Here is a 22,879-nt window from a genome sequence, read left to right on the forward strand (position 1 = left end):
CTTACCTGTATGTAAGCGTGTTATAATCAGGGGTGAGACCGTTTAAAAAAGGGGGAGTAGAGAATGTCAGATGTCAAACAGGTACCGAGTCAGGAAGTCGAACAAGCAGCTAGAGCGGCACTAACGGATAGAGGGGTAGTTGTAGAGGATATTGCTGAAATTGTGTATGAGATGCAGCACCCATATCATGAAGCCCTGACTATTGATGATTGTATTGTAAGTGTGGATAGGGTTTTGGAGAAGAGAGAAATTCAGCACGCAATTCTAGTAGGAATTGAATTGGATCGACTAGCTGAACAGAAAAAGCTATCAGAGCCTTTACAGTCGATTGTCGAAACAGATGAAGGGTTATTTGGCGTTGATGAAACAATTGCACTTGGAGCAGCCCTCGGCTATGGCAGTATTGCAGTCACAACCTATGGTCACTTGGACAAGCACAAGGTAGGAATCATAAAAAAACTAGACACAAAAAGAAGTGATCATGTCCATACATTTTTAGATGACATTGTCGCTAGCATTGCGGCAACGGCATCAAGTAGACTTGCCCACCGCTTGAGGGATGAGGAGGATCAAGTTCCACGTGAAGAAATGGAACGAAGAGATGAAGAGGATCGATTAAGTTAAGTGATGGACCGCTCCGTTATTGGGCGGTTTTTTATTTTTTATAATGAAAGTGTAACGTATCAGAGCTATTATCGTCTCATTACGTAGAAAGACCAATTAGCATGTGTAAACCAAGCCCTTATGACAAATACTAAACAGTAATTACTTCACTGTTCAAGGAGGCTTGGGATGAAAAGGGTATTAATGTTCTTTGGGTTTATGCTTATGATATACAGTTTAAACCTTTTTACACAAACCGCAGATATTCATGCTGAACCATTGCAAATAAAGGATGTTTCCGAAAAGAATAAAGAATTCAACATAAAATTTGAAGATATTAAGGAAAAAACAGAGGAATATGAAATTGACATGAAAATCCCGATAATCAGTGGACTACAGGATCAGGTGTTTCAGGTCAAATTTAATTATGGAATTAAATCTAAGGCAGAGGACAAAAAGAAGGAATTCATAAAAGAGGCAAAGCAATTCGCCCAAGAGTTACGAGAGAAAGGGCAGCCGCTACGACCGTTTCAATTATTCATTGAGCCATCTGTAAAAATGCAAGGTGAAATTATTTCGATCAAAAGTGAAGATTATATTTACAAGGGTGGAGCGAATGGCATACAAAAAATTTCAGCCTTGAACATTTTAAATCAAAAAAAGGCTAAATATTTAACCTTTGCTGACCTATTTAAAGAGGATTTAGATTACAAGGAAGTAATCAACGACATGGTAAAAAAAGAAATTGAGGATAGGCGTGCGAAAGGGGAAAGCTTTTTTGAGGGAGAGGAAGGATTTCAATCTGTGACAGATGAGCAAAAGTTTTATTTAGAGGAAAATCAGCTAGTGCTTGCCTTTGATGAGTATGAAATTGCACCAGGTTACATGGGAACACAGACATTTTCCATACCATTTGCAGAAATTCATGAGATGCTGAAGCCAGAGATTTACGAGGCAATTCAGAAGAGTGAGTTAGTGTGGAATCAGGTGACTCATTAGAAATAAAAAGGTTGGGCTCTCTCGTGTGGAGAGAACTCAACCTTGTGCGGGTATGGCGTTGGATTGTGTTTAGCATTTTTTTGTGTTGAACTTTAGCTAAATCGGATTAAACTTTAGCATGTGTAAAGTGATATTTAGCGTAGTAGTTTCTATTTTTAGCATTTGAAGCAATGTTTAGCATTTTGAGACAAAACTTTAGCTTTTCAAACTATCACTTCAGCATCCAACAGACATTTTTCAGCAAAATAGAGCCGCACTAAACTTTAATTACTTATAACTAATAGCCTGATTCCCAATCTGTTTCCACCCAGTGATAAAGTCCTTTTTGTTGACCTTACGATTTTTTTGATTAGCTAATGGATCATTAAAATAAATATAATTCTCATCATAGCCAGTAACGAGAACGGAATGCAATTTATAGGTGATTTTAATTTTTCCAGATGGCGTATTCCATGTGTACCATTCAGATTCCGGGACATAGGAGAACCAGCTTGTTGTTTCCACCCAAACAGGCTTCCCTTTGTCGAGCTGTTGGTATACAGCATCAAAGCTTTGTCCGGTTAAATCTACAATTCTACCTGGTAAATACTTTTCGCCTAATTCGGCAATTGGACCATGATAGACTCCTAGACCAGGATTATCGAAGGAATACATGTCACCAACAAATCCGTCATATGGATTTCCAAAGTGTACTTGACCATTCTTTTTCGTGTACGGAGTAGGGTCTTTTTTAATTTCCTTTGCCAAGGTCATTTTATCGACTTGGACTCCTGCATGACCTAAGAGCATAGCTAAACTGGTTACTTCACAGCCCCTAGGAAGTTCGGGCATTTGGGAAACGAGTGGAGCAGAGATGAGTTTGACTTGACGGTTTGGGTTATACTTCTGCACAACACTTTCCGCAACCCAGCCCTTTTGACCATTAAATTTTACATGGTACCATGTCATACCTTCTGTAGAGGTTTTTTCGAATGCCTCGACCTTGGTAAACCTCTTCAGACCAGTGAAATTGTGATAGGATAGTCCAGGACCCTTTCGAATATTGGCCACACTCGCCGAGATTTCATATGTTTCCTTATGTGATTTTATCTCTATCTTTGGACTTGATTGTGAGTCTGACGTTTTCACTTTATCCGCCTCCTCTTTTTGAGACTGAGGGTCATACTTCTCTACAATCTTAGAAGAAATCCATCCTTTCTGATCTTCTCCAAATGTAACGTGGAACCAAGTTAATTCATTAGGCTTCGCTTTTTCAATAGCTAGTAATTTAGTATGTTTAGATAGGGTGGTTATTTTTTCATAATCTGTAGCTGGGCCTTTTCGTATGTTGGCTTCCTGAGCTGTGATTTGAAGGGTTTCTTCATGAGGCTCTGATTTATAATCGGGCTTGTTAGTTTCGGGATTTTCTATCTCTTCCGCCTTCTCGTCTTCTTCTTTCTTTTCTTCGTCTTTCTTCAGAGAGTAACTAATTAAGTCTATATTAGGGTTTACTCCAAATGTTGTAGGTTTATGTGTCGCTTCTTTCTTTTTTTCCTCGTTTGCTGTACTTTCTTTTGTGGCAGTTGTTTCGGATTTTTGACTCTCCGTCGTATTACAACCAACCAAAACAACGAACATAAACAAAATCATGCTTAGCGATCTCATTATAATATACTGCACTCCTTTTATGTTCATAGCTTCATAGATTGATACTATAATATTTTAGTAAAATAAAGGATAAAGGTCATTTGAATCTTAGCAATAAGAGATTAGAAGTGTCAAGATAACAATTCTGGAAAGTGGGGATTGAAAGTGTGAAGATTATTATTCTTTATACCACAAAATCATTAAAAAAAACCTGTGAACAACCCTAAGATGTTCACAGGTAATTAAAATTGTGGAGTTACGATTAAAATTTTTTAAGCAACTTTCTTCTTTCATTTTTTTCCTTCTGCTACTGAATCGTCATAAGCATTTGAAACAGAAACATGAGGATGCCCAGAATTGCTAGAGCCCGCCATAGAAGTCTGAGGATGGTTGAATCACTAATAGGGCACTAAGTAAAACCACACCGTCTGCCGTTACGAAAAATTGAAGAAATCCAAATCGCTCACTCCAAATAGGGGTAAGAAACGCAAGAAACGCAACTGGAACTAGCATGATCCACGCCCCCTTCAATATCAATTCATGATGGAAAGAGAAGGCGAGTTTACGTGGAAATACCTGCAAGAAGGTCCTGACTTGTGGAAGGTTGCAATAGGAAAGAGATAATAACCGAAGAAAGCAGCACCTACTTGGGTGCTGCTTTCTTATGAGTTATGCTTAAAATAACATTTCGGACTAGTCGTCACATAATAGCTGAGCATGCTATGGTCATTTTTTCTTAGCTTGCCCTGTAAGATGTTGAGTAGTTTGAGCAACTCCTCTTGTTCATGTTCTTCAATATGAAACTCTACTCCGTACTGGTGAATACCATCCTCAATATCCCTATGCCATACCACATTACCATGGTGTTCAATCTGTTCAGAGCCAATAATTGTGGAAACTTGAATGATAAAATTGGTTCGAACTGGAAGCTGAATATTCGATAAAAATCTGAGACCACCAGCACTAATATCTTCAATAAGAATGTTGGTATTGCCCACATCGACCTTATGTCCCATAATCGAATCGATGGTAAATGAACCGATTAAAGGAAATTGGAATGAAATTCTGTAAAAATGTCTTTTTTCAAAGATTGGAGACGGTTTATTTATTTCTAGGCTTAAGTATTTTTCGTATAATTTTGGAATGAGCTCTTCCTCGGGTAGTGGTTTACTAAATAAAAATCCTTGAATATGGTTTGCCCCGATCCCTTTTACAAACTCAAATTGGGGAGCTGATTCGACACCTTCTATGACTACCTCTAGAGATAATTTGTTGGCTAATTCTACAATTGTTCGTAGGAGATCTTTGCTTTTTTCATTTTCTTCTACTTCCTTCAAAAATAGTTTATCAACCTTTAATACATCAATATTAAAATGCTGAAGATAAATAAGGGACGAATAGCCTTTTCCAAAGTCATCAAGTGCAATGGATACCCCAAGCTTCTTCAATTGCTCTAGTTTTTCCTTAACCTGAACATAATCCTCTACAAGAACATTTTCAGTAATTTCTAGCCGCAAGTATTTTGGATCAATTCCTGTTTCCTCAATGACGGATTTAACATGGCTCACAAACGAATCCTGGTCGAACTGAATGGCTGATACATTTACGGACATCACAATAGGGTCTATGCCTTGACTTTGCCAATTCTTTAACTGCTGACAGGCTTTATAAAGTACCCAGTCGCCAATTGCATTAATAAACCCATTTTCCTCAGCAAGCGAAATAAACTCGTTCGGTGGGATATATCCCCATTCAGGATGATTCCAGCGAACAAGAGCCTCAGTTGCTACGATTTTTTGGCTTTTTGCTTGGATGATAGGCTGAAAATGTAATAGTAACTCATCCTCTTGAACAGCCTTTCGTAAGTCAGTCATTAGTGTAAATTTCTTATAGGTCTCTACATCGGCATGAGGACGGTAGATGACGACCTGATTAATCCCTTTTTTCTTTGCCTGACTAAGGGCAATATTGGCATTCTTAATCAGGCTGTTTCGGTCCCCACCAGCCTCTGGAAAAATACTAATGCCAATGCTGGCAGAAGCAAAATACTCATAGTCCTGATAATAAAAGGGCTCTTGAAAGGTTTTGAGAATTTGGTTAGCCATTGCTGTAACCATTTCACTCTCTCCATTTTGAATGAGAAAAATGAACTCATCACTACGAATGTGGGCTAAAAAGGATGTTTGGCTAGCAAAGCTCTTTAATCTCTCCGTCACAACCTTTAAAAACTCATCTCCAATTGCTTGGCCGAGGGTATCATTAATAAACTTGAACCGATCTAAATCCACATGGAGAAGGGAAAACGTTTCACCCTTTTCTTTGGCATCCTCTAGAAACAGGTCAAGGAAATTTTCGAAATACGATCGGTTCGGTAAGCTTGTGATTTGGTTATAGTAAGCGTAATGTCTAGCTTTTTTTTCGGTTTGCTTTATTTCTGTAATATCAAAAAAATTAATCAGAATTCCCCGAATCGAAGGGTCATCTATTAGGTTGATGGCAATCACATCAAACGTACGATAGCTACCATCCTTGTGTAAAAGTCTGACCTCATTTTTCATTTTGGCATTTGGCTGGTTTATGAGTTCAGCATATTTAGCCTTCGTTTTTTCCATATCTTCAGGGTGAACCTTTGCAAAAATGTTTTCATCCATTCGCTCTTGGACAGGATACCCAAGCTTTTTTTGATAGGTGGGGCTTAGGAACTGGATATTTCCATCCTGATCTGCAATACACATAATGTCATTGGAGTATTTCTCCATCGCTCCAAGCCATGTTTTATAAGATTTGATGGTTGAGCTTTGATGGTCAATGACTTCCCTTAGTTGTTCTTCTTCAATGTTTAATGACGGATCTTGGGATGTGGATTTTACTTTTTTCGCTACCATATATCCCCCGATGATTTCGTTATCCATCTTGACGGGGAAAATAGCTACACGCTTATGCACCACTTTATTTTCGAGCACAAAGTGGAAGGTAGTGTAATGAATGTGCCCTTTAAAGCTAAAGTTTGTTAGCACATGCTCACATTTGTCACGTTCATCCTCCTGAATATAATCATAAACTATTGTTCGATGACCGTATTTTCCCATTACTCGATGGTTGATGTCGATAATAGTTCCATCTGTGTCAAACATCAATATAGGTTGCTGATGATCATGTAAATACAAAGATGTAAACATTTCCTTAAGATGTGAATGAGAACTTCTTGGTGTCTTTTTCTGAAAGAGTTCTTTAATCAGACTCAAATTTTTTTCACCTCTTTAAAATAAAAAAACACACAACCGCCCCAAATTGGGATCAGTTGTGTGTTGTACACCTGATCAATTTTGCGGCAACCCGGCGATCATCGAATATCACTATTCATTAGACCCGTGGCTTTGCGTCCTAGGCTTTCGACTAGTTTGCTAGCTTATCGCATGACTTTAGTTTTGTTAATTTACATTTAATTACAATAATGGTGATTAAATTTGTATATACATTAATATTATATGGTGATTTTAGGTATATTTCAACGACAATTTACAATATTCGACATTGCGGATTAGGGTGAGGATGTGAATTGTTTTAGTAAAAAAATATTTTAATTATTAAATAATATCGGTGCAATTAAAGCAAAATAAGTACTGTCAACAATGGCAAAGGGATGGTAGAAGATGAGGAAAACGTTGATTAAGCTGTGGCTCCTTTTTGACCCATTATATTATAGGCTTACCCGTCTAACATACATCGGACACAGCAGGCTTGGAAAGTATTCGAATCGATCAAACAATATTTTTAGGGTACGACTCACTAGGTTCAAAGGCAGCGAGTTGCGCTTGTCGGATGGTACTGTGATTAAAAAGAACGACCTTATGATTAAAATTCATCTGCATAATGTCCGTCTGTTACGGGAGTTAGAGGATGTAAAAAGTGATATTAGAAAAGCTTTTGTGACTGTTCAAATTGTAAAGGAATCCATGCCTGGTGTTGGTACTTATTTATTATCTCATAAAAGAAATTCGGAAATTAAAGGAATTATTGGGATCACAACCTTGAGTAAAGGTGTGAAACGGCTAGGGTTTGAATCGAAGGAAATTAAAAATCCAGTTTACAAGTGGTTGAAAAAAATAACCTTTTATCCAATCTATGTGCTGTCATTGACTCAGCCATGGATAAAGCAGTGTATCAAGCAGCCAGATCCCAAATACATCGTGATGTCCAAAGAGCAATTATATTCAACATATATATATAAGCCAATTGAAACAGCTCTTCAAAAAGAAAAAAGCAAAATCATCGACCGCTCATCCTCCTGAGTGGTCTGATTTTGCTTTAGCACTTTAAAGCGATGAGGACAGTCCCTCGATGCTTTAAAGTGGTAGTGTGTGAAAGTTAGCTGACTTGTTGTTTGGTTTTGGTGATGGCTGGGATGTTGAGCTTGTGGAAGGTGATTTCTGGCCGACTTCCTACTCGGATATTTACCCCTGTTTGTCCTAAGCCTTCACTGATATAAAAGCTTTTTCCATCATAGGTTTGCAAACCCTTGACCATGTTCATTCTCGGTAATTTCCCCATTTTCACAAGATGATAGGCCTTTGGATATAAAATCTGCCCACCGTGAAAATGCCCCGATAATAAATAGTCAAAATGATAGTTTTTCATATCTAATACTGCATTTGGGTCGTGCGTTAAAACTAGTTTGTAACCATCAGATATTCCCTTATAGGATTGAGCAAATTCACTGCGGCTTGTACTGTAATCATCGATGCCAATAATATTCACATTCATGCCGTCGATATCCAACTGGACATTCTCATTTTGCATCGTTCTTATACCGTGATTTTTTAACGTTTGATCAAGCTTATCAAAGTTTTCTCCGCGTAATACATAGTCATGATTTCCGTATATCGCAAACGTACCATACATTGGCTTTAATCTATTAAATACGCGTAAATAGGGTACTAGTTTTGGAATCGATTTTTTCCTATCAAGAAAGTCTCCTGTTAAGGCTATTAAATCAATGGGCTCGTGTTTAATTTTTTCGTATAATTGCTCAGCGGTTATGGAGATATTTTCAAGATGTAAATCAGAAATTTGCAGGACGTTTAGTTGGACGGAAGGTTGGTCTGTAGGCTGTTCATCAATAGTCAGTTTGTTAATGGCAACTTGCTTCGTATTTTTATAGGCTTTATATAAACCCATCGTAATGAGAATCAAAATCATAACGAATAAAAACCAATTCATCAAAACACCTCCGTTCACCATTATACATGGGTTTGGAGGGTGAGTGTGGTAGTAATTTTTGGTGGCATTTCCAGTCGGGGTTTTGATGGAATTAGAATGGGGTGCTCGACTCCGGCATAAATCAGACTCATTTACGCAAACTAACCTCGCGAACTTAACTTGAATATATGGGAGTTTGATGAGGATGAAAAAGGTATTGTTTATGCCTTTTTTGCAAATTTCATCGGGACATCATCAGGTGGCGGATTCCTTAATGGACGGGCTACGAGAATTAGAGCCGACGATTGAATGTGAAAAAGTGGACATTTTACATTATGGGTTTGGAAAAATGGAAACATTCATTTCCAATGTTTATTTGCAGTGGATTGCCCATTTCCCACAGGTATACAGTTGGATTTATCGTAAACTGGTTTGTGAAAATATGAAAGAGGCTAAGCGGTATCGTCATTATGAATTTTTGTTTCAGAGTGCCATGAAGGAAATTCTACAGGAGAAAAAGCCTGATTTAGTTATTTGCACGCATGCGCTTCCATCCTATATGTTGAGCTACTTGAAACAGCGGGGATTGGTGGATGTTCCTGTGATTAATGTATATACAGACTATTTTATTCATCGGTTATGGGGCATTTCGGAAATTGATTATCATTTCGTTCCTTCACACATGATGAAGGAGCATTTAGAGGATAAAGGGGTGCGGCCGGATCGCATTTTTGTAACGGGAATTCCCGTTCATCATAAATTTTCACGGGCAGAGAGAGGGGAGATTCTGAAAAATAAAGATCGCCTTCGTTTGATGCTGACAGGTGGGAATTTAGGTGTAGGATTGATTGATCAGTTCGTGGAGAAGGTGGGGCATGATGGAATTGAGTATAAGGTGTTGTGCGGTAAGAATGATAAGTTGTATAAGCGTTTATCTCGGTTGGGGCAATCAAATGTTCAGCCAGTGTCATATATTTCTTCACGAGAGGAAATGAACCAATTATATGAAGAATGTGATGGCATTATTACAAAGCCAGGCGGGGTGACAGTGAGTGAGAGCCTATTTAAACGGGTGCCGATTTTTGTGTATCATACGCTTCCAGGGCAGGAGGAAATGAATTTGGAGCAGCTGAATCAGCTAGGAGTGGCGAATCATTTACATTCGTGGCAGACGAGTGATCAGTTTGAGGAGGAATTATTACGCTTTTATAACGAGCATGATCAGATTAACACCTACCACCAAAACCTAGACCACTATCATACCCAAATCACCCCCCAAACCCCAGCCGAACTCATCTACTTTAACGCTTTAACGTAAGTGGGGACAGACCCTCGATGTGGTAACGCGTTAACGTGGTGAGGGACAGTCCCCCAATGCTTTAAAGCATTAAAGCGTGGGGGTTGGTTTTTAGTTAGTGGTAAGGGATAATACTCAATATAGCACTTTTAGAAAAAAGGGGAGTACATAATGGAACGTGTTCAACTGAAAGAGGATTTGTCATTTTCCCGCATTGTTCATGGGCTGTGGCGCTTAAATGAGTGGGAATACACACCAGAGGAAAGGCTTGAGTTGATTGAGTTTTGTTTAGAGCAAGGCATTACTACGTTTGACCATGCCGATATCTATGGGAGTTATACGTGCGAAGGTTTGTTTGGCAAGGCGTTGTCGCTAAAGCCTGAGCTGCGTGAGCAAATGGAGCTAGTAACCAAATGTGGAATTGTCCTGCCTTCGAAACAGAGGCCAGAACACAAGTCGCATCATTACAATACGACGGCTCGGCATATTATTCAATCGGTAGAACAGTCATTGAAGAATTTACATACCGACTATCTAGACGCTTTGCTGATTCACCGGCCAGACCCGTTCATGGACCCAAATGAAGTAGCGGACGCCTTTCACCAGCTGAAAGCAGCAGGGAAGGTGCGTTATTTTGGGGTATCGAACTTTAAACATCACCAATTTACGATGCTAGAATCATATCTAGAAGAGGAGTTAATCACGAATCAAGTGGAAATCTCACCCTATCAATTAGAGAATATCGAGGATGGGACGCTAAACTTTAGCTTAGAAAAGCGATTGCCAACCATGGGATGGTCACCGCTAGCTGGTGGCAAAATGTTTACAAGCGGTGATGAAAAGGCCATCAGACTACGCTCGACATTAACCAAGGTGGCAGAAGAGCTTGGTGCAGCCGATTTGAGTGAAGTGATATATGCTTGGATTCTGCAGCACCCTGCTCGTATTATGCCTATTGTAGGTTCTGGCAAGCAGAGTCGAATTCGCCATGCGGTTAAGGCATTAAATCATTCCTTAACCCATGACCAGTGGTTCGAGATTCTGCACAGCTCTATGGGTCATGAGGTACCATAAAATTCTTGGATGACAAAACCCGGGGTAGCCATAATAAATAAGGCTCTCGGGTTTTTTGTACACTTTAGCCCTTTACCGATTTACCAAAGTTGGGGTCTGTCCCCCGATGCTTTAAAGGGGTAAAGTGTGCATAGTGGTTGGCATTATGGGTAAAGATAAAATGTCAACAATACACTTGATTAGGGGTTTTTGGTAATGAAGAAAAAGTTTAGGGATATGTTTGGGAAAAAGCAGCAAAAGCCAGTACAAACGAACAATATCCCCTCTAATCTGTCCTCACCGCTTGTGACAAATCTCGATGAAAACGTAAAAACAGTGAAGTCCAAACTAGGGAACAGTTCTGATTTGGTTACAAGAAGTATTAAAATCGGAAAAAATCAGCCTGTACGAGCTGTTATCCTGTACATGGATGGATTAGCTGATAAAAAATTTATCCAAGATTTCATTACCGAAACACTTATGCTTGATATCCGGATAACTGATTTAGGTGAAGGGCAAACAATCAGTCAAAAACAATCAGAGGCAATTGAAACAAAACAGACCCAATCCCAAGGCTCTGAAACAAAAAATCAAGATGAGACACCTAGCAACGCAGACCAAGCTAAGAAGGAGCAGACGAAATCAGACCAAAACAGCCAGAACAATACATACCAAGCAATTCAACCAGCCAGCTCGAACACTAGTAATCAAAAGAAAAAAACACGAAAACCAATTAAATTAAAACAGCTTAAACACAAGAAATCATCAAACAAACAGCAATCGTCCGAATCATCTGAGTCAACTATAGGATCCAAACAGTCAAACCAAGCCGAATCCGGTACTAATGAGAAAAACCAAACGTCTAAACAATTATCGATAGAGCAGTCATCAAGCCAAAGTAGTCCGTCGACCCAGTCGAACCAGGCAAATCAAGCAAACCAGCAAGCTAAGCAAGGAGACTTCTTCACAATTCTTAAGGAACGCTCTTTAACCGGAAGTGAAGTCGACGAATGCCATGATTATTTTACATTGTTTCAATTTCTATTAGCAGGAGACACAATTATTTTAATTGATGGATATGCCAAAGGCTTTACTATAGGCTCAAAGGGCTTTGAAAAGCGAGGAGTTGAGGAATCCTCATCTACGACGGTGATTCGGGGACCGAAGGATGGTTTTTCAGAAACATTACGAACCAACACTTCACTTATTCGAAGACGTTTAAAAGATCCTAGTCTTTGGATTGAAAACATGGTCATTGGTGAAAAAACACATACAGATATAGCTGTATGTTATATGAAAGGGATTGTCAATGATGATGTTGTTCAGGAGGTTAAAAAAAGGTTAAAAGATATAGAAATTGACGCCATTTTAGAGAGTGGATATATTGAAGAACTCATACAGGATAAAACCTACACGCCCTTTCCAACCATAAACAACTCTGAGCGACCTGATGCGGTTTGTGCAGGGTTATTAGAAGGAAGAGTTGCGATTATGGTGGACGGTACACCTTTTGTTTTACTTGTACCTTCTTTGTTTGTAGACTTTTTTCAATCTAGTGAGGACTATTATCAAAGGTCTGACATCGGTTCAGCGTTAAGGTTATTACGGTTTGTTTGTTTTTTCTTAGCTTTACTGACTCCATCAGCCTATATAGCTTTAACTACTTTTCACCAAGAAATGATTCCAACACAGCTACTTATTAGTTTGGCTGCACAAAGGGAAGGTGTTCCATTTCCAGCATATGTCGAGGCGCTTATGATGGAGATTACGTTTGAAATTTTGCGAGAGGCTGGAACTCGTATGCCTAGAGCAGTCGGCAATGCGATTTCTATCGTGGGAGCACTCGTATTAGGACAGGCCGCGGTTGAAGCCGGGATTGTGTCATCAGCCATGGTGATTGTTGTTTCCTTAACAGCGATCAGTAGCTTTGTGTTCCCAAGCTTTAACATTTCCATTTCCGTTAGGCTGTTACGATTTATTTTTATGACCCTTGCTGCCATGTTTGGTTTAGTGGGAATTATTTTAGGGTTGCTCGTTATGGTTATGCATATGGCGAGCCTACGCTCATTTGGAATCCCTTATCTTTCACCGATGGGCCCTTTTATTCCTGGCGACCAAAAGGATTCGTTAATACGTCTTCCGTTATGGCGTTTACGTACTAGACCTAAACTTATCAGTCAAAAGGATATGGAGCGTGAGGACACGGAACCAGCGAAACCTAAACAAAAGTGATGGTGAATCAGCTTATGCAAAAGAAAATCAAATCAATATGTGTCATCATCATCTTAACTGTGCTGTTGTCTGGATGTTGGGATGCTCGAGAATTATCAGATATTGCAATTGCTACAGCTTTAGGTGTGGATAAAGAGGGAGATCAAATATTAGTATCCGCCCAGATTCTTAATCCAGGTGAAATTGCTGGTAATACGATTTCCACTCGTACTGCTGTTTCTACCTATCAAGCAAAAGGGAGTACTTTTTTTGAAGCAATTCGAAAATTAACAACGATTGCACCTAGGAGAATTTACTTAGCCCATTTACGCATGATTATCCTCGGGGAGGAGTTTGCCAGAGGTGGTGTTGCTGATGTATTAGATTTTATTTCTCGTGACCATGAAATGAGAACAGATTTTAATTTTGCCATTGCCCGGGAAAATACAGCGGAAAATGTGGTTCAAGTATTGACACCGTTAGAAAAAATACCAGCTAATAAGATTTTTGGCAATCTGCAAGCTGCGGAGGAATCTTGGGCTGGGGTGAGTGCTGTCAAGCTGGATGAGTTGATTGCCTCTATGACATCAAAAGGGAAGGAGGCCAGTGTAACAGGCCTTTGGGTGATCGGGGATCCTGAATTTGGTACGCAATTAGAAAACGTAGAAGCCTCCCTTTCGCCAACCGAGATAAAAACTGATTTTATCGGTGTATTTAAAAACGATCGATTTGTAGACTGGTTAAATGAAGAACAAAGCAAGACACTGAATAGGATTAAAAATAAGGTAAAAAATACCATATCATGGGTTCCTTGTGATGACGGGGGAAAAGTTGCCATTGAAGTGTTTAAAACACATGCAAATGTGAGTGGAAGCATGAAAAAGGGGATCCCTAAAATAAATGTTGACGTTAAAAGTGAGGCAAATGTTGGTGATGTGGCATGTGCTTTGAATTTAACCAAACCAAAGGAGCTCAGAAAACTAGAGTCGAAATTTGAAAAAAGTATCGAAGAAGAAATGAAGACAAGCATTAAAAAGATTCAAGAAATGGGAACAGATGTGTTTGGTTTTGGTGAAGTCATACATCGAGCTAGTCCAAAAGAATGGAAAAAGGTTAAGGGACAATGGAATGAAATTTTTGCAAATGAATTAGAGGTGAAGGTTAACGTCAAAATAAAAATACGAAGAACAGGAACGATTAATCAATCCTTTCTGAAAGAGATTGAAGAAAAAAGGAAGCAAGGTGAGTAAACATGTTTAAGGTCATTGTGGTCGTCCTCATCGCTGTAGTGGTTTTTCTATTAGATTTTGCTACAGTAAAAAAGAGTAAGTCGAAAAAGGACAAAAAAGTGTACATTGCCTTTTTTATCTTGGCCTTAAGCATTGTTGTCTTACACGTTATGGAGGTTAATATCCCAACGCCGATTGAGGGGATTAAGCAGATATACCAACCAGTAGCCGAGCCTATTCGTAAGTCATTAGAAAAATATCTTTAGCAAGTGTTGATGAACTCGGGGGCACGGAGTTAGGAGGGGATTTTAGTTGATTGAAAAAGGAAAAATAGGTGTTCGACAGTTTACTGTCTTGGTCCTCATGTACACCTTAGGTACAGCTGTGATTATTCTCCCTTCCCTAACGGCTAGTTATGCACATGCAAATGCCTGGATTACTATGGTCATAGCGATGCTGATAGGTATTGGTATCGTCTTTATGTTAAATTGTGTTATATCCATTGATTGGAAGAAAAATTTATTTGAATTAAGTGAGCATATTTTGGGTAAATGGGTAGGAAAAGCGGTATCAGTGCTGTTTTTAACCTACATTCTGCTCTTAACAGCTACTAATTTAAGACAGATTGGAGAATTTATTACTACGCAAGTAACCGTAGAGACCCCCATTCAATTTGTAATGTTTATTTTTATGATGACGAGTTTAATAGGAGTCAGACTAGGGTTGGAGGTGATTGGACGGACAAGTGAAATATTCTTTCCTTATGCTTTTACCTCACTAATATTATTATTGATTTTGGTTGCACCTGAAGCTGATTTTAGGAATGTTCAACCTGTCCTGCAGGAGGATATAGGAGGGACTTTTCTTGCGGTCATTCCAACTTTAACTACTCCGTATCTTGAGCTGTTTATTTTTCTGGCCATTTTTCCTTATGTACACAGATTTAAACCAGCTAAAAAGGCATTCTATATTGGAGTTATTATCGGGTCTGTTATCCTAACCTTAATTACACTTATGTGTTTAGCTGTTTTAGGACCAGATTTTACAGCACGACAAATCTTCCCAAGTTATATTTTAGGGAAAAAAATCAGCTTGGCCAATTTTTTGGAACGGATTGAAATTTTGGTTGCGATTGCCTGGTTTTTTACTATTTTCTTTAAAATTACATTGAATTTTTATGTGCTGAACTTAGGAATGAGTCATTTCTTTAATTTAAAAAGTACGAAAACATTATCTACGCCACTCGCTTTTATCATTATCATAATGGGCATCATTCTGTTTACCGACATTATTTATTATAATGAGTTTGTCGCTTATTACGCGCCGTATTACTCAGCAACGATTGGCATTTTGTTACCCATGCTTCTTCTTTTGGTAGGATTTATTCGAAAAAAAAAGAAGAAAAGTAAGGTTGGATAGGTTCAGTGTTAGATACTAAAGGTCTGGTCTCTTAGGAAAACATGAGAGAAGAGGTTGTTTATATGCATGTTGCAACAACTTTATATGTGGTATTTGCCGTTTGGAGGTGGGGTGACTGGCGGAATTGGGAAAAATATCATACGACAATGCTGTACTTTGCCTTGGGAAATTTGCTTTACAATTTTTTAACCGCACACTATTTTTTATGGCGGCTAGATGCGGACTTTTTATCCAATCATACGCTAACAGAGATGCTATATACGTTTATTGTGTTTCCTGGTACGGCTTTGTTGTTCTTATGTAATATGCCTGAGGAAAAGAGGAGAAGAAATGTTCATATCGTAAAATGGATTTTCATTTATGCTCTTTGGGAGGCTTTTTTTGTTCTCACAAAAAGTATTGAATATCAATACGGATGGGGCTATTGGTGGTCCGTGGGCTTTGATACATTCATGTTCCCCATGCTACTTCTTCATTATAAAAAGCCGCTGATTGCCTATCTGCTTTCCATCCCAATTGGCATCTTCTTCATCTGGTGGTTCAACGTCCCCGTCCACCTCCCCATCGAACAAAGATAACCCTTTAGCCCTTTAAAGCATGTGGGGACAGACCCTCAGTGTGTTAACGCGGTGAAGGGATAAAGAAAGGCCGCCTAGTGGCGGCCTATTCTTTAGATGAAATTATCGGTTTACAACGGTAGCTCCGATGATAATGAGTAGAATAAACAACACAACGATTAGCGCAAATCCTCCGCCACGGCCATATCCATAACCGCCGTGATCGTAGTAGCAATAATCAGGTTGAAATCCAGCTCCTGCAACCTGAGGTCCTCCATGTCCATATCCGTGCATATGCATTATCAAACTCCTCCTTATCGTAAATTTATCTAGATGAAACTAAAAAATTTATTTAAATACTAGCCTTAATTTCCGTAACCAAATCCGCCACTACCTGCACCAACGATAATTAATAGAATAAATAACACAACGATTAACGCAAATCCGCCTACATATCCGTGTCCTGACATAATCATAATCCCTCCATTTGTTGGGTTTCGAAATGGCCTTTTAACCATTTCTCTACTTATACCCTATGAAGTGGGGCAAATGTTGTATAGGGCAAACGTTTAGATTTGAGAAAAAAATATAAAAAGGGAGAGCATAATTAAAAATTCTATGCTCTCCCAACTATACTTACCTATTTTATTACCATGGGTTGTAGTATCCATATCCTGGGCGCGGGCGTGGCCTATGACCGTAACCATACCCATAGCCAGGTCGTGGTCGTGGTCCATACCCGTAGCCCCCGAAACCTGGACCATATCCCGGATATCCGTAAAATGGACGTGGCCCAAAGAAGAAATCATCAAAAACAGCACCTGCTGCAGCCCCAGTTAAAAATGGAATCGCTGCTCCACCGAAAATTCTTTCGTCTTCAGCTTCATCAAAGCCTGGTTGGTGTGGTGGAAATGTAGGTTCATTGTGATACATATCGTTATACATCATACATCCTCCTAAAATTAAATTATTGAATGATTAAAAGAGATCACACACTAGGAACCCTTTCAATTATCTAACGAAAAACCTTTAAAGGACCGCAGCCCCAACGATGATGAGAAGAATAAACAGGACAACAATTAGTGAAAATCCACTCGCATAACCTGTATGTGACATTTAAATATCCCTCCATCAAGTCATATAAAAAGATTGCCTATCACAATCTCTACTCTCAACGTATGTACTTAGGTAATATGTGTATAGGGCAACTGACTATAATTGGGAAAATTTTTGGATTAAATGCGGAGTGGTGGGGAGGGAGCACGCATGAAAAGGAGGTCACCTGGCTAGGGTGACCTCCTGATTCGTCTCTATTTTAATTAACCAACATAAGCTGCCCCAACAATGATGAGTAAGATAAACAACACCACAATTAACGCAAAGCCATTGTTGTAACCGAATGACATATGAGCATCCCTCCGTTGGTTATGATTTGAAATAGCCTTATTAACTATTTCCCTAATACCCTATGTTAGCTTGAGGGAAGTGTTTAGGGCAAACACCCAATTCTACTAAATTCTTTTGCTTTAGCACTTTAAAGGATGTGGGGACTGTCCCCACATCCTTTAAAGCACTAAAGTGTACATAAATCGTGTTAAATTCGAACAGACTATTGAAATGGTTATGTTACCAGAAATAAACAGTTGTTGATACATAAAGTAGCCTAATTCCAAACCAAAAAACTTTCAATTCATACAAAGGATGGTGTCTTTATGAAAGTAGCTGAGCTCCTAGTGAAGTGTTTAGAAAGAGAGGGTGTTGAATATGTTTTCGGTGTGCCTGGAGAAGAAAATATCGACGTGATGGATGCTCTTTATGACTCAAACATTGAATTTATCGTGACCAGACATGAAACGAGTGCAGCCTTTATGGCAGGTACATATGGCCGCTTAACAGGCAAGCCCGGGGTTTGTTTGGCGACATTGGGTCCAGGTGCCACCAATCTGTTAACAGGTGTCGCAAATGCCAATATGGATCATTGTCCACTCGTTGCTATCACAGGGCAGGCGGACCTTAGCCGACATCATAAAATTTCCCATCAGCATTACGATCTTATTTCCATGTATGAGCCAGTGACGAAATGGAATGCCCAAATTAAAACGGGAAAAATCACTCCGGAAGTCGTAAGAAAGGCTTTTCAAGTAGCAAGCCAGGAAAAATGGGGTGCCACCCATATCGACCTGCCAGAAGATATCGCCGAAATGGAAGTGGATGAATCCCCGCTTGAGCCAACGGAACATCCTATGTCTGTTGCAAGCAATCATACCATCGAACAGGCCAAACAGTTGATAGAAAAGGCCAAGCATCCCCTCATTCTTGCTGGGAATGGCTTAGCAAGACAAAAAGCAACACCAGAACTCCGAGCTTTTGTTGAAAAAACCAAACTCCCAGTGGTTCATTCCTTCATGGGAAAAGGGTCTGTATCCTGGAAAAATGAACTCAGCTTGCTCACAGCTGGTATTGGAGGTCAGGACTATATCACATGCGGGTTTAGCGGAGCAGACCTTATTATTTCTATTGGCTTTGATATGGCCGAATACCCACCTAAAAACTGGAACCCAGACAGCCAAACGCCACTCATCCACATTGATACCGAGGAAGCTGAGACCGATGCTCACTACCCAGTTGAGCTTAGTGTCATTGGTGATTTAAAAACAAACCTGCAAAAGCTCGAGGCCGTTTTCGAACCAAAAGAACGAGATGTAAATTGGGTGATGAACGTCCGTAGCCAAGTTTTGGATGAATTTGAAACCTATAAAGAGGACAACCATTTTCCTTTAAAGCCCCAAAAGATTATTACTGATTTAAGGTCAGTTTTAAATGAAAACGATATTGCCATCTCGGATGTGGGCGCACACAAAATGTGGATGGCCAGAATGTATCACAGCTATGAGCCTGATACATGCCTTATTTCAAATGGACTGGCATCAATGGGAGTTGCCGTTCCAAGTGCTATCGCGGCTAAGTTAGCACATCCAGAGCGAAATGTAGTTGCTGTGTGTGGAGATGGTTCCTTTCAAATGACAGGTGCTGAGCTTGAAACAGCCAAAAGACTAAATGTACCGATTGTAGTCTTAATGTGGCGGGACAACGGTTATGGCCTGATTGAATGGCATCAGATGAAAAAGTTTAACCGCGCCTCTTACATTAAATTTGGTAATCCCGATTATCTGAAGCTAGCCCAATCCTATGGCTTTGAAGCGATGGAAATTACAAAAGCAGAGGATTTAAAGCCTACCTTGGAAAAGGCAATCGCTATGAAAAAGCCCGTCTTTATGGATTGTCCAGTTGATTATAGTGAGAATATGAAATTAACGGAAAAATTAGGTGAAATTATTTGTTAAATACGAGAAAAGGAGGAGTGCATCTTGATTGGATCAATCATTAACGGCCATGAAATTGCTAGTGACAATATTTTAGAGGTGAAAAACCCGTATAACCAGGAAGTTGTGGCGGAAATTGCGTTGGCATCCAAAAAGGAATTGGACTATGCAGTGGAGAATTCATTTGAAACCTTTCACGCAACGATGAAACAAATGCCAGCTCATGACCGATCCGATATTTTGCGTAAGACGGCTGATTTAATGGAGGAAAGGGTGGAGGAGTTTGCAGAAATCGTTGTCCAAGAGGCCGGTAAACCGATTACCTCGAGTCGTGCAGAGGTGGAGCGCGCTATTCAGGTTCTGCGTTTTGCCTCAGAGGAAGCGAAGCATATTTCCGGTGAAGTGATTCCAATGGATGCAGCCATGAATGGAGAGGGACGTCTAGGCTTGGTGAAACGGATTCCCCTTGGGGTTGTCGCTGCCATCACGCCCTTTAATTTTCCGTTAAATTTATCACTTCATAAAATTGCACCTGCGATTGCGGCAGGGAACACCGTGTTGTTTAAACCGGCAGAAAAAACACCTGTCTCGGCCTATAAGTTAACGAAGCTGTTTCAAGAGGCAGGCTTACCAGATGGCGTTTTAAATTTAGTTATGGGGACTGGTAAGGAAGTGGGAGAGCCCCTCGTTCAGCATGATAAAATTCATAAAGTATCTTTTACGGGGAGCTTACCTGTGGGACGGTCCATTCGCGAGTCTGCGGGTTTTAAAAAGGTAACGCTTGAGCTAGGTTCCAATTCACCTAATCTCATTTTTGATGACGCAGATATAGACCAAGCGGTTGAAAGTCTCGTGAAAGGGGCCTTTGCTTTTTCCGGCCAAGTCTGCATCTCAGCCCAGCGGATTTATGTGCAAAGTGAAGTCTATGATCAGTTTCTTGAAAAATACATCGAGAAAACGAAAGCACTTAAAGTCGGAGACCCTAGTAAAGAGGATACGGATGTCGGACCAATGATTAATGAAAAAGAGGCCGAACGTGCGAAAACATGGATTGACGATGCGGCAGAGAATGGTGCCACAATTGAAACAGGCGGGGAACAGGACGGAACCATTTTAACCCCGACCATTATGACCAACGTCGACCGCAATATGAAGGTCATTGCGGAAGAAGTATTCGCACCAATTGTTTCCGTGATTCCTTTTGATGAGGAAGAAGAGGCCGTTAAATTTGCTAATGACTCGATTTATGGCTTACAGGCTGGTGTTTTCACGAAGGACCTAGACCGAGCGTTACGGGTTGCCGATAAACTTGAAACAGGTGGCGTTTGGATTAACGAAATATCCACCTATCGACAAGACAATATCCCATATGGCGGAGTCAAACAAAGTGGCATGGGCCGTGAAGGGGTTAAATATGCGGTTGAGGATATGACGGAATTGAAGTTTATTGGGATGAAATTGAAAACGTGACCGGGAAGGCTGACTCTATTTGGGTTGGCCTTTTTTTGTGGATTGCAGGGTAGGGTGGGGTTCGGTATGTCTGGGGGATGGTGAATCCACTGAGATTTTCAGCAAATAAGATGAGATGTTCAGCATATGACTGGTGGTGAGCGTTGTTCAGCATTTCCGGTCGGGACTTTAGCGATCGCACTCTGAACTTTAGCGAGTCACAGCGCAACATCATCATAATCCCGGTCTACTTCAGCAAATGAACTAGTCTTCAGCAAATCCACTGAAATTTTCAGCAAATAAGATGAGATGTTCAGCATATGACTGGTGGTGAGCGTTGTTCAGCATTTCCGGTCGGGACTTTAGCGACGCACTCTGAACTTTAGCGAGTCACACCACAACATCATCATAATCCTCGTCAACTTTATCAAATCCACTCATCTTCAGCATTTCCACTCAAATCATCAGCAACAAATAAGCAATCTTCAACATCCCGCACGTACCGCACCCCAATCCCAACTCCAAAAAAACTGCTCGCCACAAAGTGACAAGCAGTTCCCAAGCTTCTCTTACTCCACAGTCTCCTTAATCCAACCACGCGCATGAAAGGCTTTAACCAAATGCTTAATTGCAGCAATATAGGCCGCATCTCGCATGGAGGACTTTTTCTCATTTCGAATACTTAAGACTCGCTCGAAGCCCTTAACGATACGTTCCTCCAGTTTTTCATTGACTTCTGATTCCTTCCAGTAATAGTTCATCGCATTTTGAACCCATTCAAAATAGGAAACGGTGACACCACCGGCATTACATAAAATATCGGGGATGACAAAAATGTCTTTTTCTTCTAAAATTTTGTCCCCTGCAGGTGTTGTTGGGCCATTGGCAGCTTCTGCTAGTATTTTGGCCTGGATGAATGGGGCTGTTTCCTTGGTCACCTGATTTTCAATTGCTGCAGGTATTAAAATATCGACAGGCAATCCGAACATCTCCTCATTTGTGATGGAGTCGCCTTCCGTGTATTCTGATGCAGTATTACCTCCTTTAACAAAGTCGAGTAAAGCTGGTATATCAAAGCCGTCTTTTTTATAAATACCTCCTTTGGCATCCGTGATAGCAACGATTTTTACCCCGAGCTGGTGCAAAAATTTGGCTGTCATACTGCCGACATTTCCAAACCCTTGAATAGCGGCTGTGGCTTCACTTAGTTCAAGCCCTAAATGCTTCGCTGCTTCTCGAATGGTGAAAACAACCCCGCGCCCTGTAGCGGCAATTCGTCCCTGTGACCCCCCAATGATTAATGGTTTTCCAGTTAACATCCCCGGAATGTTGTAGCCTCTGAGCTTGTCAAACTCATCTAGCATCCAGCCCATAATTTCGGGATTTGTGTTTACATCTGGGGCTGGGATATCTTTTTCAGGACCGATAATCGGGGTAATCGAGCGGATGTATGTACGACTGAGATCCTCAAGTTCACGCTCGCTTAGTTCATTAGGATCTACAATAACGCCTCCTTTCCCACCACCAAGTGGTAAATCTAGGATGGCTGATTTCATGGACATCCAAATGGATAGTGCTTTGACCTCATCAAGAGTGACAGACGGATGAAAACGAATACCGCCCTTCGTTGGACCAAGCACATCACTATGCTGTGAGCGGTAACCGGTAAAGTTTCGAATTTCTCCATTATCCATTCGGACCGGTACGGCAACCTCGAAAACGCGCATCGGTTTCTTTAAAAGATGATAGACATTTTCGTTTAATCCTAAAGTTTGGACTGATTCCTTTAATAAGCTTTTCACAATTATATAAGGATTTTGATCATGTGTTGTAATATCTGCTTCTGCCTTATTTTCTACTTTCATAGCTTTCCCTCCAAAAACAATACATCATAGTTATAAAATCCCTCAATTT

The 22,879-nt window shown here is 40.1% G+C and carries 23 protein-coding genes, 1 pseudogene and 1 riboswitch; of the genes and pseudogenes, 13 read left to right on the forward strand and 11 right to left on the reverse strand.

Annotated elements, in window-relative coordinates; genetic code table 11:
• Positions 1–63: 63 nt before the first annotated feature.
• Positions 64–624 (forward strand): phosphatidylglycerophosphatase A family protein, encoded by a 561-nt coding sequence (locus GH754_RS12285; protein WP_153728992.1) that lies wholly within the window; start codon positions 64–66, stop codon positions 622–624.
• Between the two features lie 168 nt (positions 625–792).
• Positions 793–1,602 (forward strand): DUF3298 and DUF4163 domain-containing protein, encoded by an 810-nt coding sequence (locus GH754_RS12290; RefSeq protein ID WP_153728993.1) that lies wholly within the window; start codon positions 793–795, stop codon positions 1,600–1,602.
• Positions 1,603–1,869: 267 nt separating this feature from the next.
• On the opposite strand, the gene GH754_RS12295 is transcribed toward GH754_RS12290, so the two are convergent.
• Positions 1,870–3,246 (reverse strand): C39 family peptidase, encoded by a 1,377-nt coding sequence (locus GH754_RS12295; protein ID WP_194841346.1) that lies wholly within the window; start codon positions 3,244–3,246, stop codon positions 1,870–1,872.
• Positions 3,247–3,588: 342 nt separating this feature from the next.
• A complete protein-coding gene (locus GH754_RS12300) occupies positions 3,589–3,741 on the reverse strand; it encodes a hypothetical protein (protein ID WP_153728995.1) in 153 nt (50 codons plus the stop codon).
• On the opposite strand from GH754_RS12300, the pseudogene GH754_RS12305 reads away from it, so the two are divergent.
• Positions 3,739–3,852: pseudogene (locus tag GH754_RS12305) on the forward strand (DUF2249 domain-containing protein); the annotation flags it as partial. The gene GH754_RS12300 and the pseudogene GH754_RS12305 overlap by 3 nt on opposite strands.
• A 38-nt stretch (positions 3,853–3,890) precedes the next feature.
• Here GH754_RS12305 and GH754_RS12310 read toward each other — a convergent pair.
• On the reverse strand, positions 3,891–6,473 hold the full coding sequence (locus GH754_RS12310) for an EAL domain-containing protein (RefSeq protein ID WP_153728996.1): 2,583 nt from the start codon (positions 6,471–6,473) through the stop codon (positions 3,891–3,893).
• Positions 6,474–6,555: 82 nt separating this feature from the next.
• Positions 6,556–6,644, reverse strand: a riboswitch (cyclic di-GMP riboswitch).
• Between the two features lie 237 nt (positions 6,645–6,881).
• Between GH754_RS12310 and GH754_RS19460 the strand changes: the two genes are divergently transcribed.
• Positions 6,882–7,520 (forward strand): YkoP family protein, encoded by a 639-nt coding sequence (locus GH754_RS19460; protein WP_407690668.1) that lies wholly within the window; start codon positions 6,882–6,884, stop codon positions 7,518–7,520.
• Positions 7,521–7,596: 76 nt separating this feature from the next.
• Here the strand turns inward: GH754_RS19460 and GH754_RS12320 are convergent, their stop codons facing one another.
• On the reverse strand, positions 7,597–8,448 hold the full coding sequence (locus GH754_RS12320) for a metallophosphoesterase (protein ID WP_153728997.1): 852 nt from the start codon (positions 8,446–8,448) through the stop codon (positions 7,597–7,599).
• A 184-nt stretch (positions 8,449–8,632) separates the two neighbouring features.
• On the opposite strand from GH754_RS12320, the gene GH754_RS12325 reads away from it, so the two are divergent.
• The 7 genes from GH754_RS12325 to GH754_RS12355 all read left to right on the forward strand — a co-directional run bounded on the left by GH754_RS12325 (position 8,633) and on the right by GH754_RS12355 (position 16,214).
• Positions 8,633–9,745: an MGDG synthase family glycosyltransferase gene (locus tag GH754_RS12325; RefSeq protein ID WP_153728998.1), complete on the forward strand. Its 1,113-nt coding sequence runs from the start codon at positions 8,633–8,635 to the stop codon at positions 9,743–9,745.
• A 150-nt stretch (positions 9,746–9,895) separates the two neighbouring features.
• Positions 9,896–10,798 carry an aldo/keto reductase gene (locus GH754_RS12330; protein ID WP_153728999.1) on the forward strand — a complete coding sequence of 301 codons (903 nt, stop codon included), beginning with the start codon at positions 9,896–9,898 and terminating at the stop codon, positions 10,796–10,798.
• A gap of 657 nt (positions 10,799–11,455) precedes the next feature.
• On the forward strand, positions 11,456–13,009 hold the full coding sequence (locus GH754_RS12335) for a spore germination protein (protein ID WP_407690671.1): 1,554 nt from the start codon (positions 11,456–11,458) through the stop codon (positions 13,007–13,009).
• A gap of 14 nt (positions 13,010–13,023) precedes the next feature.
• Positions 13,024–14,238 carry a Ger(x)C family spore germination protein gene (locus tag GH754_RS12340; RefSeq protein ID WP_194841348.1) on the forward strand — a complete coding sequence of 405 codons (1,215 nt, stop codon included), beginning with the start codon at positions 13,024–13,026 and terminating at the stop codon, positions 14,236–14,238.
• A gap of 2 nt (positions 14,239–14,240) precedes the next feature.
• Positions 14,241–14,483 carry a hypothetical protein gene (locus GH754_RS12345; RefSeq protein WP_153729002.1) on the forward strand — a complete coding sequence of 81 codons (243 nt, stop codon included), beginning with the start codon at positions 14,241–14,243 and terminating at the stop codon, positions 14,481–14,483.
• A gap of 46 nt (positions 14,484–14,529) precedes the next feature.
• Positions 14,530–15,636: a GerAB/ArcD/ProY family transporter gene (locus GH754_RS12350; protein WP_153729003.1), complete on the forward strand. Its 1,107-nt coding sequence runs from the start codon at positions 14,530–14,532 to the stop codon at positions 15,634–15,636.
• A 62-nt stretch (positions 15,637–15,698) separates the two neighbouring features.
• Complete coding sequence (locus GH754_RS12355) at positions 15,699–16,214, forward strand: CBO0543 family protein (RefSeq protein WP_153729004.1); 516 nt, start codon at positions 15,699–15,701, stop codon at positions 16,212–16,214.
• 102 nt (positions 16,215–16,316) lie between these two features.
• Here GH754_RS12355 and GH754_RS12360 read toward each other — a convergent pair whose 3' ends face one another.
• The 5 genes from GH754_RS12360 to GH754_RS12380 form a co-directional block, all read right to left on the reverse strand.
• Positions 16,317–16,487: a YjcZ family sporulation protein gene (locus tag GH754_RS12360; protein WP_153729092.1), complete on the reverse strand. Its 171-nt coding sequence runs from the start codon at positions 16,485–16,487 to the stop codon at positions 16,317–16,319.
• A 71-nt stretch (positions 16,488–16,558) separates the two neighbouring features.
• Positions 16,559–16,663 carry a YjcZ family sporulation protein gene (locus GH754_RS12365; RefSeq protein WP_153729005.1) on the reverse strand — a complete coding sequence of 35 codons (105 nt, stop codon included), beginning with the start codon at positions 16,661–16,663 and terminating at the stop codon, positions 16,559–16,561.
• A 178-nt stretch (positions 16,664–16,841) separates the two neighbouring features.
• Complete coding sequence (locus GH754_RS12370; RefSeq protein ID WP_153729006.1) at positions 16,842–17,138, reverse strand: hypothetical protein; 297 nt, start codon at positions 17,136–17,138, stop codon at positions 16,842–16,844.
• Positions 17,139–17,222: 84 nt separating this feature from the next.
• Entirely contained in the window at positions 17,223–17,309 is an 87-nt protein-coding gene (locus tag GH754_RS12375; protein WP_153729093.1) for a YjcZ family sporulation protein, read from the reverse strand.
• Positions 17,310–17,512: 203 nt separating this feature from the next.
• Positions 17,513–17,599, reverse strand: coding sequence for a YjcZ family sporulation protein (locus tag GH754_RS12380; RefSeq protein ID WP_143060138.1), 87 nt, complete (start codon positions 17,597–17,599; stop codon positions 17,513–17,515).
• Between the two features lie 306 nt (positions 17,600–17,905).
• Between GH754_RS12380 and GH754_RS12385 the strand changes: the two genes are divergently transcribed.
• Both GH754_RS12385 and GH754_RS12390 read left to right on the forward strand, forming a co-directional pair.
• Positions 17,906–19,537, forward strand: coding sequence for an acetolactate synthase large subunit (locus GH754_RS12385; RefSeq protein ID WP_153729007.1), 1,632 nt, complete (start codon positions 17,906–17,908; stop codon positions 19,535–19,537).
• A 24-nt stretch (positions 19,538–19,561) separates the two neighbouring features.
• Positions 19,562–20,986: an aldehyde dehydrogenase family protein gene (locus GH754_RS12390; protein WP_153729008.1), complete on the forward strand. Its 1,425-nt coding sequence runs from the start codon at positions 19,562–19,564 to the stop codon at positions 20,984–20,986.
• Between the two features lie 406 nt (positions 20,987–21,392).
• On the opposite strand, the gene GH754_RS19820 is transcribed toward GH754_RS12390, so the two are convergent.
• Positions 21,393–21,527, reverse strand: coding sequence for a hypothetical protein (locus GH754_RS19820; RefSeq protein WP_267206662.1), 135 nt, complete (start codon positions 21,525–21,527; stop codon positions 21,393–21,395).
• A gap of 7 nt (positions 21,528–21,534) precedes the next feature.
• Positions 21,535–22,830 carry a Glu/Leu/Phe/Val family dehydrogenase gene (locus GH754_RS12395; RefSeq protein ID WP_153729009.1) on the reverse strand — a complete coding sequence of 432 codons (1,296 nt, stop codon included), beginning with the start codon at positions 22,828–22,830 and terminating at the stop codon, positions 21,535–21,537.
• Positions 22,831–22,879 lie beyond the last annotated feature (49 nt).

Origin of the sequence: Salinibacillus xinjiangensis, assembly GCF_009649735.1 — a bacterium.
Taxonomy (GTDB): domain Bacteria; phylum Bacillota; class Bacilli; order Bacillales; family Alkalibacillaceae; genus Salinibacillus; species Salinibacillus xinjiangensis.

Excerpts from the sequence above, each read along its gene's own strand:
- GH754_RS12285 (WP_153728992.1), top strand. The coding sequence starts at position 64 with ATGTCAGATGTCAAACAGGTACCGAGTCAGGAAGTCGAACAAGCAGCT.
- GH754_RS12290 (WP_153728993.1), top strand. The coding sequence starts at position 793 with ATGAAAAGGGTATTAATGTTCTTTGGGTTTATGCTTATGATATACAGT.
- GH754_RS12295 (WP_194841346.1), bottom strand. The coding sequence starts at position 3,246 with ATGAGATCGCTAAGCATGATTTTGTTTATGTTCGTTGTTTTGGTTGGT.
- GH754_RS12300 (WP_153728995.1), bottom strand. The coding sequence starts at position 3,741 with ATGCTAGTTCCAGTTGCGTTTCTTGCGTTTCTTACCCCTATTTGGAGT.
- GH754_RS19460 (WP_407690668.1), top strand. The coding sequence starts at position 6,882 with ATGAGGAAAACGTTGATTAAGCTGTGGCTCCTTTTTGACCCATTATAT.
- GH754_RS12320 (WP_153728997.1), bottom strand. The coding sequence starts at position 8,448 with ATGAATTGGTTTTTATTCGTTATGATTTTGATTCTCATTACGATGGGT.
- GH754_RS12325 (WP_153728998.1), top strand. The coding sequence starts at position 8,633 with ATGAAAAAGGTATTGTTTATGCCTTTTTTGCAAATTTCATCGGGACAT.
- GH754_RS12330 (WP_153728999.1), top strand. The coding sequence starts at position 9,896 with ATGGAACGTGTTCAACTGAAAGAGGATTTGTCATTTTCCCGCATTGTT.
- GH754_RS12340 (WP_194841348.1), top strand. The coding sequence starts at position 13,024 with ATGCAAAAGAAAATCAAATCAATATGTGTCATCATCATCTTAACTGTG.
- GH754_RS12345 (WP_153729002.1), top strand. The coding sequence starts at position 14,241 with ATGTTTAAGGTCATTGTGGTCGTCCTCATCGCTGTAGTGGTTTTTCTA.
- GH754_RS12355 (WP_153729004.1), top strand. The coding sequence starts at position 15,699 with ATGCATGTTGCAACAACTTTATATGTGGTATTTGCCGTTTGGAGGTGG.
- GH754_RS12360 (WP_153729092.1), bottom strand. The coding sequence starts at position 16,487 with ATGCACGGATATGGACATGGAGGACCTCAGGTTGCAGGAGCTGGATTT.
- GH754_RS12365 (WP_153729005.1), bottom strand. The coding sequence starts at position 16,663 with ATGTCAGGACACGGATATGTAGGCGGATTTGCGTTAATCGTTGTGTTA.
- GH754_RS12370 (WP_153729006.1), bottom strand. The coding sequence starts at position 17,138 with ATGTATAACGATATGTATCACAATGAACCTACATTTCCACCACACCAA.
- GH754_RS12375 (WP_153729093.1), bottom strand. The coding sequence starts at position 17,309 with ATGTCACATACAGGTTATGCGAGTGGATTTTCACTAATTGTTGTCCTG.
- GH754_RS12380 (WP_143060138.1), bottom strand. The coding sequence starts at position 17,599 with ATGTCATTCGGTTACAACAATGGCTTTGCGTTAATTGTGGTGTTGTTT.
- GH754_RS12385 (WP_153729007.1), top strand. The coding sequence starts at position 17,906 with ATGAAAGTAGCTGAGCTCCTAGTGAAGTGTTTAGAAAGAGAGGGTGTT.
- GH754_RS12395 (WP_153729009.1), bottom strand. The coding sequence starts at position 22,830 with ATGAAAGTAGAAAATAAGGCAGAAGCAGATATTACAACACATGATCAA.